Origin of the sequence: Psychromarinibacter sp. S121 (assembly GCF_049801035.1) — a bacterium.
Lineage (GTDB): Bacteria > Pseudomonadota > Alphaproteobacteria > Rhodobacterales > Rhodobacteraceae > Psychromarinibacter.
On sequence record NZ_JBNAGE010000004.1, the window covers coordinates 96,866 to 109,228 of the forward strand.

A 12,363-nucleotide genomic window follows, 5' to 3' on the forward strand; every position below is an offset into this window, starting at 1 on the left:
GGACATCGGAGCTATTTCAACAATGACCGTCCTGTCGAACATCGCGCAATACGCCTCTGTCGCCGCTCTGGGAGTCGCGGCGGGCAGCGTCGCGCTGACGGCAACAACTCCGGACCGTGATGCCTTCGTGCCGCCCGAACCTGCGGGCGTTCCGGTCGTATTGGCGGCCGCCCCGGCGCTGTCGCCACAGTGGCCCGATGTGTTCGGGACGGTGCCGCCCGCACCGGAACCCGCCCCCGAGCCCGAACCGGTGGCAGCCCCAGAACCCGCGCCAGAGCCCCAGCCCGAGCCCGAACCGGAAATCCGCTACGATTACATCCTCGCCGGGATCGTCGCTGGCGACCGCGAGGGCTGGGCGCTGGTTTCGGCCGGTGGCCTGCAGCAACTGATCCGCGTCGGCGACGAACTGGAAGGCGGCGAGGTCGTCGAGAAGATCGACAATGACGGCGTCTGGATCACGTGGCGCGGCCTGCCGCAACTGATCCCCGTCACACGCACCGACAGCAGCCTGTTCATGACCACCGTCTCCGAGGAACCGGCGCCGCCGCCGGAAACGCTCGGCGAAGTGGACGTGACGATGGAGCGGATGGATCGGCGTTTTCTTCAGCGTACGTTCGAGGCCGCAGGGCGTCTTGTCCTGACTGATGAAGACGACGGATCCAGCGCGCTGGATGTGGTCTGGATACGACAGGGCGAGCTTTATGAGCGCATCGGGCTGCGAACCGGCGATAAAATCTTGCGCATCAACGGGTCCATGGTGGAGAATCCAGACCTGCTGGCACACCTGCCAGACGCCATAACGCAAGGCGGGACCATCGACCTAGAGATCCTTCGCGATGGAACCCGCCAGATCATAAAGGTCAACCTTGGGCAAGGTTAGCAGAGCAGTCCTTGTCGCCCTCGCGCTGATTTGCGCAACGCTTACGACCGCACGTGCCCAGATCGCTCTCGACCTTCGGGACGCCGATCTGCGTAGCTTCGTCGAGATCGTGGCAGAGGCGACCAACAGGAATTTCACCCTGGACGCACGCGTGCAGGGGACCGTGACCGTGATCGCGCCGGGGACGGTGAACTCCGCCGCGCTGTACGAAGTCTTCCTCAACGTGCTGGAACTGAACCGTCTGACCATCATCGAGGGTCAGCAGGTTGACCGCATCGTGCCGCTGGACCTCGCCCGCGAACTGGCGCCGGGAGAACGTGTCAGGACGGCGGGCGGCGCCTTCGAGACACGCGTGTTCGCGATCCGCAACATCCCGCTTCCGCAGGTGGTCGAGGTGATCCGCCCCCTTCTGCCGGCCGAGGCGGTGGTGTCCACCATCGACCAGTCAAGCCTTCTGGTAATCTCCGACCGGCGCGAGAACATCGAACGGATCGCGCGCCTGATCGACCAGTTGGACCGGCCAGCGGCGCAAACGATCGAAACCATCCGGCTCAGCCATTCGATCGCGACCGAGATCCTTGCCACCCTGCAATCGCTGGACATCGTTCCGCCCGGCGGCAGCCTGTCGGCGGACCAGCGGTCCAACGCCATCGTGGTGTCGGGCAACGACGAGTTCCGCAGCCGTATCCGGCAGGTCGTCACTCAACTCGACACCCCGCAGCGCAGCGTCTCGACCGCCGTGGTCAGCCTGAACTACGCCGACGCGGTCGAGCTTGAATCGGTCATCGCCCGATCCGTCCTTGCCGGTGGGCAGGACCAGCCGGGCGAGGTGACCATCGTCGCCGAACCGCAAACCAACTCGCTGCTGATCACCGCGCCGGCGGACCGCATCGGCACCATCACCGCCGCCATCCGCCGTCTGGACCAGCGCCCCAGCCAGGTGCTTGTCGAGGCCGTCATCTTCGAGCTTTCGGTGCAGACCCTGTCGGACCTGTCCGCCCAGTTCGGGGTTCTTCTGAACAACGCCCTGTTCGGCGGCGCCGAGTTCTCGATCGGCGGCCGCCCCTCGCTGACCTCGCTGGTCTCGGCCGCAATCGACGGCAACGCCATCAGCCCCGGTCAGGGCGGTACGCTGGGTTATGGCAAGCAGAACGGCGACGACGGCTTCCTTGGGTTCATCACCGCGCTCACGGGGTCCACCTCTGCGCGGTTGCTGTCGACGCCCTCGGTTCTGACCCTGAACAACACCGAAGCCGAGATCGTCGTGGCCCAGTCGGTGCCCTTCGTCACCGGCAGCTATTCCACCGTCGGCGACAGCGCCCTGCCCGACGCGCCGTTCCAGACCATCGAACGCGAGGACGTCGGCCTGACCCTGCGCGTCACCCCGCAGATCACCGGTGACGCCACCGTGCGGATGTCGATCGAGCAGGAGGTGTCGAACCTCACGAACTCGACCTCGGCCGCGGGCGGCGAAATCACCTCGAAACGGACGCTGAACACCAACGTGCTGGTCGGAGACGGTCGTGTCATCATGCTGGGCGGCCTGCTGGAGAACGGCTCTGGCGCCGAGAACCAGGGTGTGCCGGGCCTGAAGGACCTGCCGCTGTTCGGCAACCTGTTCCGCGGGCGGTCCGTGAACCGCGACCAGCGGGTGCTGCTGCTTCTGCTGCGCCCCCGCGTGGTGCACAATGACGAGGACGCGCATCGCCTGACGGCGGAGCTGGCGCTGGACGCTCGCCGCGCCTCGGATGCGATCAAGCCGAACCCGGACGATCAGTACCCGAACCTGCCGCCGTCCAGCTTCCCGTTCGACGGCGCCAACCTGAACCAACCGTTCGACGCGGGCTTCATCGACCCCTACGCCCGCACGCGCACCTTCCCGCCGCTACCGTCGCGGCTGGAATTCAGCACGCCCTGAGCTTCTTTGGTCTGAAAATATCCCCGCCGGAGGCATCAGAATTTTCGCGAAAATTCTGTTCCCCCTCGCCTAGCCCGCTTCGCTTGCGGTAGATTTCCGTCATGGCCGATCTGCCCTTCGTCTTTGCCCGCGACCAGCAGCTTGTTCTGCAAGGAGACCGTCTTGTGTGCGGCCCCGGCGCCACCGCGTTCGGCCTGCGCGAGGTGCGGCGGCGGATGCGCCGTCCGCTGCGGATCGAAAAGGTGGAGGCCGCCTCTTTCGACGCGGTTCTGAACGCCCACTACCGCCAGGGCGCAGAGGACGGCGAGGCAGACCTGTCCTTCGACCTCGAAACCCGCAACGGCCCCGGTATGCGCGACCTTCTGGAAGACGCGACCGAAGCGCCTGTGATCGAACTGGTGAACCAGCTTCTGCGCCGCACCGTGCGCGCGACGGCTTCGGACCTTCACGTCGAACCGCACGAGGGCGGGTTGCGCGCGCGCGTTCGGGTGGACGGGATGTTGCGCACCGTGATGGACCGCGACGACGTGCCGGTGAAGCGTGTCGTGTCGCGGCTCAAGGTGATGGCCGGGCTCGACACCGCCGAGACGCGGCTGCCGCAGGACGGGCGCATCGGGCTGCGCTATGGCGGGCGGGACATCGACGTGCGGATCTCGACCCTGCCCGGGCAGTTCGGCGAGCGGGTCGTCTTGCGGATGCTGGACCGTCATTCCGGCCTGCTTCCGCTGGACGCGCTGGGGCTGAAGCCCGCGCAGGAAGCGGTGCTGCGGCGGCTGGCGGACCGGCCCGACGGCATCGTGCTTGCGACCGGTCCCACCGGGTCCGGCAAGACCACGACGCTGTATTCCCTGCTGCAACTCGCGGACCATGGCCGGCGCAACATCGTCACGGTCGAGGACCCGATCGAGTATCACCTGCCCGGCATCAGCCAGACCCAGACCAACGCCGAGATCGGCATGACCTTCGCCGCCGGGCTGCGGGCCACGCTGCGGCAGGACCCGGACGTGATCCTTGTGGGCGAAATCCGCGATGGCGAGACGGCGCAGGTCGCGGCGCAGGCGTCGCTGACCGGGCACCTCGTGTTTTCATCGCTGCATGCGAACAACTCGGTTGCCGCGGTGACCCGGTTGCGTGACCTCGGGCTCGACAACTACCTGATCGCCGCGACGCTGCGCGGTATTCTTGCGCAGCGCCTTCTGCGGAAGCTGTGCACCTGCGCGACCTCTGAACCTGCCGGCCCCGAGGACGGCGCACTGTTCCGCGCCGCCGGGATCGATGCCCCGGCCGAACTGCATCACGCAAACGGATGCGACGCCTGTGGCGGCACCGGCTATGCCGGGCGGCAGGGCGTGTTCGAGATCGTCGAGGTAGACGAGACGCTGTCGGCGCGGATCGGCGAGAATGCCAGCGAACTGGAGTTGCGGAAGATGGCGGTTGCGAAGGATGGCACGCTTCTGGCGCAGGGCCTCGCACTGGCTGCCGAAGGCCGCACCAGTCTCGCCGAAGTGCGCCGCGTGCTGGGCGACCTCTAGTGCAGCCCTTCGCCTACGTCGCCTATACCGCGAAGGGCCAGCGCCGGACGGGTACGCTGGTTGCGGAATCCGAGCGGGCAGCGATCGACGCGTTGAAGGCGCAGGGTCTGATGGCCTCGGAGATCGAGGCGCGCGCCGGGGCGAAACGGGACGGTCCGGCGCGGCGCGGGGGAAAACTCGACGCCGACGAACGCGCGCTCTTCACGCGGCAGATGGCGGTGTTGCTGGCCGCCGACCTGCCGATCGAGAACGCGTTGGACGCGGTGATCGAAAGCGATGGATCGAAGTCGATGCAGGCCTTCGCCGCCGGGCTGAAAGCTGCAACACTCGAAGGCTATCCGCTATCCGACGCCATCGACAGCAGCCGTGCCGGGTTCGCACCCTACTACGCATCCAGCCTTCGAGCCGGAGAGGGCTCGGGGGAACTCGCGGCGGTATTCGGCGGGTTGGCCGACTATCTGGAAGCGCAGGGCGCGAACCGCGCAGAGATCGCGACGGCGCTGGTCTATCCCGGTTTCGTGGCGGCCGTGTCGCTGGTGGTCTGCGCGATCCTCGTCACCACCGTCGCCCCGGAACTGGTCGGCATGTTCGAGGTCACGGGCCAGCCCCTGCCCGGCATCACCCGCACCGTTCTGGGCGTCTCCGGCTGGATCGAGGCGCATTGGCTGGCGCTGTGCCTCGGGCTGATTGCCGCCGTCCTCGGGGTCGTGGTGACATGGCGCACACCGGCAGGGCGCGACCGGATGCGGCGCGCGGGACTTAGGATCCCCGTGTTCGGCCGGCTCAAGCGGATGACCATCGCGGCGCAGTATCTTCGCACGATGGCTGTCGTGCTGGGCAGCCGTCAGACCGCGCTGAACGCCGCCACCGGCGCGGCAGAGGTGGTCGACGTCTCGACCCACCGGGCCGAGGCCGATGCGGTCGTGACGGCTGTCCGGCAGGGCGAAAGCCTTGGCATGGCGCTCAAGCGGTTCCCGATCCTGCCGCCGGTGGCGTTGCAGCTGATCCGCGTGGGAGAGGACTCGGCACGGCTCGCCCCGATGGCGGAACGCGCCGCCGTGCTGGTCGAAACATGGCTCGCGAATGACCGCAAACGGCTCGCGGCGATACTCGACCCGGTCCTGATGATGCTGGTCGGCGGCTTCGTCCTGATCGTCGTACTGGCGGTCCTGCTGCCGATCTTCGATCTTCAATCGGCGGTAATGCAGTAGCGTCAGAGCCCGTGGCCTCGGCTGTACGCGTTCACTTTTGCAGGCTCCCACCCCTCCAGCGCACCGGGCGCAGGCGCGAAGACTTCGATCAGCAGCGGATGGCAGGCGGCGGCGTCGCTGGAATGCTCGGCGGAACAGTCGCCGCCGGGACAGGCCGACAGCGCGCCCAGCAGGTCGATCTCGGCGAAGAATTCGAGGTAGTCGCCGGGACGCACCGGGCTGGCCTTCATGAAATACTGCCCGGTGTCCGGCGTGAAACCGGTGCACATGAAGACGTTCAGAACATCATGCACGTACATCTCGGCCTCGCGCACCGGCATCCCGGTTTCGGCGGCCAAGGCGCGGGACAGGTTGGAATGGCAGCAGTGGTGATACTCGCCGCCCGTCAACAGGCGATGCGTATAAGGATCGCAGCGCGTTCCGATTACGTCATGCACCCGCCCGCCATGCGGGTCGGTTCCGTACCACCCCAGCGTATCCTCGACGACGGTCGCCATCGGTCGCAGGTAGGGAAGACTGCTCCATAACCGGTCACCGGTGGTGACATGGGTTCCGTGCAGCGCGCGGGTTTTGCCCGAGAAGAACCGCTCTGTCAGGTCATCGGCGGCCCACAGGTTCAGGTCCCCGACCTGTGGCCCCTCGATAGAAGTGATACGGAAGAAGTGGCCAGCCGGCACGCGGAAGGTCGCGGCGTCGCGCGGAGCGGCCTGCGTTTCAAACACCTTCTCGGCGCTGGCACGGACACGGGTGTACAGCGTTAGGTCCGGCTCAGGCAGCGTGTCGTCGGGATACGCCACAACAGGCGGGATGGCGCGACGCGCCTCGGCGTCGGCGGGCGGAGTGCCGGGTGTGTCGGTCATCAGAGTCCCCTTCCATTCGCGGGGCGGCTGATACGCCGCCACCGCGTGGTCGGGACCGATGTAGGACGATCCGCCCCGGCGCGTAAAGCACCGGGCGGACGCGGGAACCGTCAGCCGTCCGAGCGCGCCGTCAGCAAGGCGATCCGGGCATCGACAAGCTCGGTCCGGATCCGGTTGATCCGGCGGGCGCGCTTCTCGGTCGTTTCGCAGTCGCGCATCGCGGCGCGTTCGCGCTGAAGCCGGTTCAGCTCCAGTTCCAGTTCATCCATCGTGCAGAAGGCGTAAATTGCCTGCCACTGGCTGCGGATGGTGTCCCCGTCGAAGCCCGATTTTGCCTTGGTGCCTCTGCCAATTGAAATCATCGACGTGCGGCGCGGCATGATCCGAAACGCGCGGGAGTTCTCTCGAATTGCAATCATCACATTCACCGTGTTTTTTGTTCTGCTCTTTTTTGCCAACTAGCCACGGCTTCCGATTCCGGCAAAGTCACAAAAACCTTACCCCCCGGCAACAGGCCGGAATCCGGCCGAAGACCGGCGCGGCTCCGCCGATCCTGTGGCAAGGTTGTAACAATGCGGTCAGTCGCCTGCGATCAGCCGGCGCGCGCCGACCTCAGGCAGTTGCGTGGCGACTGGCCCTCGGGCGGAACGGTTCGCGCACCACAGGCGACGCAATGCCAGTCCCCAGCAGGCTTGTCCTGCCGCCAGCGGCAGTCGCGCGTCAGCGTCGTATGGGTCCGTTTCCACCAGAGGTAGGCGACCACTCCGATGGCGAGGAAGACGAATAGGATCACGGGACCACCGGTTGAAGGCCGCAATGGCGGCGTCAGAACGAAAAGGGCCGCCCCGTTTCCCCGGCGCGGCCCATTCACTTCGGTTCAGATAGCTCAGACGATCCGGTTGACCATCATGCGCTTGATCTCGGCAATCGCTGCGGCCGGGTTCAGACCCTTCGGACAGGTCTTGGCGCAGTTCATGATCGTGTGGCAGCGGTACAGCTTGAACGGATCCTCAAGGTCGTCCAGACGCTCGCCCGTCGCTTCGTCACGGCTGTCGATGATCCAGCGGTACGCGTGCAGCAGAGCCGCCGGGCCAAGGTAGCGGTCGGAGTTCCACCAGTAGGAGGGGCACGACGTCGAGCACGAGGCGCACATGACGCACTCGTACAGACCGTCAAGCTTCTTGCGGTCCTCGATGGACTGCTTCCACTCTTTCTGCGGGCGGTTTGTCTTGGTTTCCAGCCACGGCATGATGCTGGCATGCTGCGCGTAGAAGTGCGTCAGGTCCGGGATCAGGTCCTTGACCACCGACATGTGCGGCAGCGGGTAGATCTTCACCACCGGGGTCTTGATGTCCTCCATCCCGTAGATGCAGGCCAGTGTGTTGATGCCGTCGATGTTCATCGCGCAGGACCCGCAGATGCCTTCGCGGCAGGAACGGCGGAAGGTCAGCGTCGGGTCGATCTCGTTCTTGATCTTGATCAGCGCGTCCAGAACCATCGGGCCGCACTTGTCCATGTCGAGGAAGTACGTGTCCACACGCGGGTTCTCACCGTCATCCGGGTTCCAGCGATAGATCTTGAACTCGCGGACGTTCGTAGCGCCCTCGGGCTTCGGCCAGGTCTTGCCGGTGCGGATGCGGGAGTTCTTGGGGAGGGTCAGTTGAACCATCAGATGTCTCCGTTTCGGGCCGCTGGGTCAGGCGGGCGGGTTTAGTGGCATGCCACGCCCTTCGACCTTGAAGGCATAGCTCCAGATCTCGGCTGCGACATGCGGCGGGTTTTTACGGGTGAAATCGCGGAAGATCGTTTCCTCGAACCGGACTTCCCCCAGCCAGCCGGCGTCCTTGGGCAGGGCGACGGGGCGGATGCCGTGCTGAAAGCACCAGGCAGCAAGACGAACGTCCACGAACTTCTGGCTTCCAGCCATGAAGTCATGCGGCGGGAAATCGGCGCCGCGCAGGATGGCGGCATTGGTGGCGACCTGATCCACGACGACCGGCGCGTTCAGTTGCTCGTAGAAGCGGTAGGGCTTGCGATAGTCGGCGATGCGGTCGTCGGAGTAGCGCAGCCGCTTCAGCAGCTTCTTCGGGCTCAGAGAGAATTCGGGCTTGGTGTAAAGCGAGGCATGATAGCCGCCCATGAACTTTCCCGACCCCAATGCGTCGAACCGTTCGATCGTTTTTGACACGAAATCGGCGGGATAGATCAGATCGTCATCGATCAGAAACACATACTCGGCGCCGGACACGTCGGGATAGAATTTCCCGACGTCCTTGGTGTCGTAGTCCGGGATGATCTGTTCGACGTTCGCGATACCGCTCAGCTCGGGCAGCGTGTCGTCGTACTGGTTCAGCACGACGTTCAGCCGATCGACCTGCGGCGCGATGGCCTGCACGACCGGCAGCAGCGCATCGCGGCGCGGCGGATAGGTGGCGAGGTTGGCGACGATCATGACAGCCTCCGCCGCTCGAAGAGTTTGAACGCGGCAAAGCTCGTGGCCCGCGTTTCCTGGCTGGGCGCCGCCGGATAGGGCTGGTCCCATGCGCCGGCTTCGCGGAAGTCAGGTGCATTCGCTGCCACCCAGTCGGAATAACGGCGGTGCCGGACGTGGGCGTTTCCGGTATCGACCATATCGACGTCGGAGGCATAGACCAGAACGAACCGATCCGACGCAGCGAAGAGGCGCGTCATGTAAGCCTCGAATACGTCGTCCTCGACGAGGTGATAGATCACGTCGAGCGACATCGCCAAATCATAGCGACCAGCCTCTGCCACATCCTCCGCCACGGTCAGGAACCGCCATCCGGGACGGTCCGCGAACCGTGCGCGGGCGGCTTCCACCACCTGCGGCACCAGATCGACGCCGGTGTAGTCCGCGAAGTCGAACATCGACGCCTGATTACCGTCGCCCGAGCCAAACTCAATGACAGCGCCAATGCCGTTGTCACGAACGAAATCGTTGATAAAGCCGGCCTTGTACTCCGCCAGCCGTCCGTAGCTGCCGGAACCAAAGGTGCGCCCGTCGCCGTATCGCTGAACCCAATAGTCACCGGACCCGGTGAAGGGACGCTTCCGTTTCTTCGAGAACAGCCATTTCATGGCAGCACCGGACCGCGCATCGCCGTTGCCTGCCGGACGAACCGGCAGGACCGGGGGGAGTCCCCTGTGGCTATGCGATGACCGGCTGGCATCAGCTGCTCAGAACGTCCGCGCTTTCGGCGCGATCTTCTTCAGGCTGATGCCGCCTTCGTCCTCGGTCGACAGCGGGTCGGTGATGACCGGACGATAGGTCAGGTCCACCTTGTTGCCGTCGACGCGGCTGACGGTGTGGACGCGCCACTTGTCGTCGTCGCGGTTCGGGAAGTCCTCGTGCGCGTGGGCGCCACGGCTCTCCTGCCGCGCCTCGGCTCCGACGATGGTCGCCAGCGCATTGGGCATGAGGTTGGTCAGTTCCAGCGTTTCCATCAGGTCCGAGTTCCAGACCAGCGACCGGTCGGTGACCTTCAGGTCGTCCAGCTTGGCCGCGATGGCGGTCATCTTCTCGACGCCCTCTTTCAACGACTCGCTGGCGCGGAACACGGCGGCGTCGGCCTGCATCGTGCGCTGCATCTCGTCACGCAGATCGGCCGTCGGCGTGCCGCCGCTGGCGTTGCGCACCGCGTCGAACCGGTCGAAGGCCTTGTCGATGGCAGCCTTCGGCGCAGCCGGGACGGCGGTGTCGGCGTCGACCACCTTGCCGGCGCGGATCGCGGCGGCACGGCCGAAGACCACAAGGTCGATCAGCGAGTTCGAACCCAGCCGGTTCGCACCGTGAACAGAGGCACAGCCAGCCTCGCCCACGGCCATCAGGCCCGGAACGATCGCGGTCGGATCCTCGGCGGTCGGGTTGAGCACCTCGCCCCAATAGTTCGTGGGAACGCCGCCCATGTTGTAGTGCACGGTCGGCAGAACCGGGATCGGTTCCTTGGTCACGTCGACACCGGCGAAGATCTTCGCCGATTCCGAGATGCCCGGCAGACGTTCGGCCAGCGCCTCGGCCGGCAGGTGCGACAGGTTCAGGTGGATGTGGTCGCCATGTTCGCCCACACCGCGACCCTCGCGAATTTCCATCGTCATCGAACGGCTGACGTAGTCGCGCGGCGCGAGGTCCTTGTACTGGGGCGCATAGCGCTCCATGAACCGCTCGCCTTCCGAGTTGGTCAGATAGCCGCCCTCACCGCGGGCGCCCTCGGTAATCAGGCAGCCCGAACCGTAAATGCCGGTCGGGTGGAACTGCACGAATTCCATGTCCTGCAGCGCAAGGCCCGCACGGGCCACCATGCCGCCGCCGTCACCTGTGCAGGTGTGCGCCGAGGTGGCCGAGAAGTAGGCCCGGCCATAGCCGCCGGTGGCCAGCACCACGGTCTTGGCATTGAACACGTGCATCGTGCCGTCGTCGAGTTTCCATGCGAGGACCCCGCGACAGGCGCCATCCTCGGACATCAGAAGGTCGATGGCGAAATATTCGATGTAGAACTCGGCCTGCTGCTTCAGCGACTGGCCGTACAGCGTGTGCAGGATCGCGTGACCGGTCCGGTCGGCCGCGGCGCAGGTCCGCTGCACCGGGGGGCCTTCGCCGAACTCGGTGGTGTGGCCGCCGAACGGGCGCTGGTAGATCTTGCCTTCCTCGGTCCGCGAGAACGGAACGCCGTAGTGTTCCAGCTCGTAGACAGCCTTCGGCGCCTCGCGCGCAAGATATTCCATCGCATCGGTGTCGCCCAGCCAGTCCGACCCTTTCACGGTGTCGTACATGTGCCATTGCCAGCTGTCCGGCCCCATGTTGCCAAGCGAGGCGGCGATGCCACCCTGTGCGGCAACGGTGTGGGACCGGGTCGGGAACACCTTGGTGACGCAGGCGGTGCGCAGGCCCTGTTCGGCCATGCCCAGCGTCGCGCGCAGACCGGAGCCACCGGCCCCGATCACCACGACGTCATAATCATGCGTCTCGTAGTCGTAAGCGGCCATGGGAGGCTCCTTAAAGTGCGATCTTGGCCAGCGCGAAGAGACCGGCGGCCATGAGGAAGTAGGAAACTGTGATCACACCGATCACCAGCAGCTTGCGCGTGGTGCCGTGGGTGTAATCCTCGACCATCATCGTGAAGCCGCTGACGAAGTGGCGCAGGCCGACGACGATCACGAGACCGGTGATGATGGCAGGGAACGGGCGGCCGAAGGTCGCGACGACTTCTTCATAACTGCCGCCAAGGGCGCGGCCGAAAATGAAGATGAAGATCGGCACCAGCAGGGCCAGCCCCGCACCGGAAACCGTCATATACCAGTGGTGCTCGGTCCCGTGGTGGGCGGCGCCCTTGCCCTCGGCGCGCTTGCGGGCGGTCAGATAACGCATGAACGCCTCCGTCAGACGATGATGATGGTCAGCAGGGTCAGCACGACCGAGCCGATGATGCAGGCCCAGCCCAGCTTCTCCGCCGTCTCGACCTCGAGCCCACGGCCCGCGTCGAACAGGAAGTGCCGCAGCCCGGCAAGATAGTGGTACCACATGCCCAGCGCGGAAAGGGTGAACACGAGATCACCGAACCACGATGTCATGAAGCGGTTGACCGGTTCGAAATATTCGGGCCCCGACGCGATGGCGACCAGCCACCAGACGATCAGAAACGCGGCGACGATCAGGGCGTTGCCGGTGATCCGGGTCAGCAGCGAACTGACCGACGTTATCTGGAGGCGGTAATACTGCCCCAGCATGAATGGAGAGAGAGGCCGTTCCACGGGTTTGTCTGGCATGTCGGCTCCTTTGCGTGGCGGTGGCTGCCCTTCCCATAACGTATGTTTTCAGGGCAAGTCACGTGGGAATGCTGCAATGGCACGGTGGAAAATTGCCGCATTTTCCGAATTTCCGCGCGTTGTGATCACAGAAATCAAGCGTGTGATCACAGTTTCGGCGCTAACGGTCGCAGTTCCG

Annotated in this window: 13 protein-coding genes; 4 read left to right on the forward strand and 9 right to left on the reverse strand. The window is 65.3% G+C overall.

What is annotated here, in order from left to right:
* Positions 1–22 precede the first annotated feature (22 nt).
* The 4 genes from ACP156_RS19040 to ACP156_RS19055 all read left to right on the forward strand — a co-directional run bounded on the left by ACP156_RS19040 (position 23) and on the right by ACP156_RS19055 (position 5,541).
* On the forward strand, positions 23–880 hold the full coding sequence (locus ACP156_RS19040) for a type II secretion system protein N (RefSeq protein WP_425052959.1): 858 nt from the start codon (positions 23–25) through the stop codon (positions 878–880).
* Positions 867–2,798: a type II secretion system secretin GspD gene (gspD, locus tag ACP156_RS19045; RefSeq protein WP_425052960.1), complete on the forward strand. Its 1,932-nt coding sequence runs from the start codon at positions 867–869 to the stop codon at positions 2,796–2,798. The genes ACP156_RS19040 and gspD overlap by 14 nt, the downstream gene beginning before the upstream one ends.
* Positions 2,799–2,899: 101 nt before the next feature.
* Complete coding sequence (locus ACP156_RS19050) at positions 2,900–4,330, forward strand: GspE/PulE family protein (RefSeq protein WP_425052961.1); 1,431 nt, start codon at positions 2,900–2,902, stop codon at positions 4,328–4,330.
* A complete protein-coding gene (locus ACP156_RS19055; RefSeq protein ID WP_425052962.1) occupies positions 4,330–5,541 on the forward strand; it encodes a type II secretion system F family protein in 1,212 nt (403 codons plus the stop codon). Before ACP156_RS19050 ends, ACP156_RS19055 begins: the two co-directional genes overlap by 1 nt.
* A 2-nt stretch (positions 5,542–5,543) precedes the next feature.
* On the opposite strand, the gene ACP156_RS19060 is transcribed toward ACP156_RS19055, so the two are convergent.
* The 9 genes from ACP156_RS19060 to sdhC form a co-directional block, all read right to left on the reverse strand.
* Entirely contained in the window at positions 5,544–6,401 is an 858-nt protein-coding gene (locus tag ACP156_RS19060; RefSeq protein ID WP_425052963.1) for an urea carboxylase-associated family protein, read from the reverse strand.
* 110 nt (positions 6,402–6,511) lie between these two features.
* A complete protein-coding gene (locus ACP156_RS19065) occupies positions 6,512–6,781 on the reverse strand; it encodes a hypothetical protein (RefSeq protein WP_425052964.1) in 270 nt (89 codons plus the stop codon).
* Positions 6,782–6,993: 212 nt separating this feature from the next.
* Complete coding sequence (locus ACP156_RS19070) at positions 6,994–7,194, reverse strand: hypothetical protein (RefSeq protein ID WP_425052965.1); 201 nt, start codon at positions 7,192–7,194, stop codon at positions 6,994–6,996.
* Positions 7,195–7,287: 93 nt separating this feature from the next.
* A complete protein-coding gene (locus ACP156_RS19075; RefSeq protein ID WP_425052966.1) occupies positions 7,288–8,070 on the reverse strand; it encodes a succinate dehydrogenase iron-sulfur subunit in 783 nt (260 codons plus the stop codon).
* Positions 8,071–8,097: 27 nt separating this feature from the next.
* Positions 8,098–8,853, reverse strand: coding sequence for a hypothetical protein (locus ACP156_RS19080; RefSeq protein ID WP_425052967.1), 756 nt, complete (start codon positions 8,851–8,853; stop codon positions 8,098–8,100).
* Positions 8,850–9,500 (reverse strand): class I SAM-dependent methyltransferase, encoded by a 651-nt coding sequence (locus tag ACP156_RS19085; protein ID WP_425052968.1) that lies wholly within the window; start codon positions 9,498–9,500, stop codon positions 8,850–8,852. Before ACP156_RS19085 ends, ACP156_RS19080 begins: the two co-directional genes overlap by 4 nt.
* A gap of 99 nt (positions 9,501–9,599) precedes the next feature.
* On the reverse strand, positions 9,600–11,405 hold the full coding sequence (gene sdhA, locus ACP156_RS19090; protein ID WP_425052969.1) for a succinate dehydrogenase flavoprotein subunit: 1,806 nt from the start codon (positions 11,403–11,405) through the stop codon (positions 9,600–9,602).
* A 10-nt stretch (positions 11,406–11,415) separates the two neighbouring features.
* Positions 11,416–11,787, reverse strand: a complete 372-nt coding sequence (gene sdhD, locus ACP156_RS19095) for a succinate dehydrogenase, hydrophobic membrane anchor protein (RefSeq protein ID WP_425052970.1) — start codon at positions 11,785–11,787, stop codon at positions 11,416–11,418.
* 11 nt (positions 11,788–11,798) lie between these two features.
* Positions 11,799–12,185 (reverse strand): succinate dehydrogenase, cytochrome b556 subunit, encoded by a 387-nt coding sequence (gene sdhC / locus ACP156_RS19100; protein WP_425052971.1) that lies wholly within the window; start codon positions 12,183–12,185, stop codon positions 11,799–11,801.
* Positions 12,186–12,363 lie beyond the last annotated feature (178 nt).

Excerpts from the sequence above, each read along its gene's own strand:
- ACP156_RS19040 (WP_425052959.1), top strand. The coding sequence starts at position 23 with ATGACCGTCCTGTCGAACATCGCGCAATACGCCTCTGTCGCCGCTCTG.
- ACP156_RS19050 (WP_425052961.1), top strand. The coding sequence starts at position 2,900 with ATGGCCGATCTGCCCTTCGTCTTTGCCCGCGACCAGCAGCTTGTTCTG.
- ACP156_RS19060 (WP_425052963.1), bottom strand. The coding sequence starts at position 6,401 with ATGACCGACACACCCGGCACTCCGCCCGCCGACGCCGAGGCGCGTCGC.
- ACP156_RS19065 (WP_425052964.1), bottom strand. The coding sequence starts at position 6,781 with ATGCCGCGCCGCACGTCGATGATTTCAATTGGCAGAGGCACCAAGGCA.
- ACP156_RS19075 (WP_425052966.1), bottom strand. The coding sequence starts at position 8,070 with ATGGTTCAACTGACCCTCCCCAAGAACTCCCGCATCCGCACCGGCAAG.
- ACP156_RS19080 (WP_425052967.1), bottom strand. The coding sequence starts at position 8,853 with ATGATCGTCGCCAACCTCGCCACCTATCCGCCGCGCCGCGATGCGCTG.
- ACP156_RS19085 (WP_425052968.1), bottom strand. The coding sequence starts at position 9,500 with ATGAAATGGCTGTTCTCGAAGAAACGGAAGCGTCCCTTCACCGGGTCC.
- sdhA (WP_425052969.1), bottom strand. The coding sequence starts at position 11,405 with ATGGCCGCTTACGACTACGAGACGCATGATTATGACGTCGTGGTGATC.
- sdhD (WP_425052970.1), bottom strand. The coding sequence starts at position 11,787 with ATGCGTTATCTGACCGCCCGCAAGCGCGCCGAGGGCAAGGGCGCCGCC.
- sdhC (WP_425052971.1), bottom strand. The coding sequence starts at position 12,185 with ATGCCAGACAAACCCGTGGAACGGCCTCTCTCTCCATTCATGCTGGGG.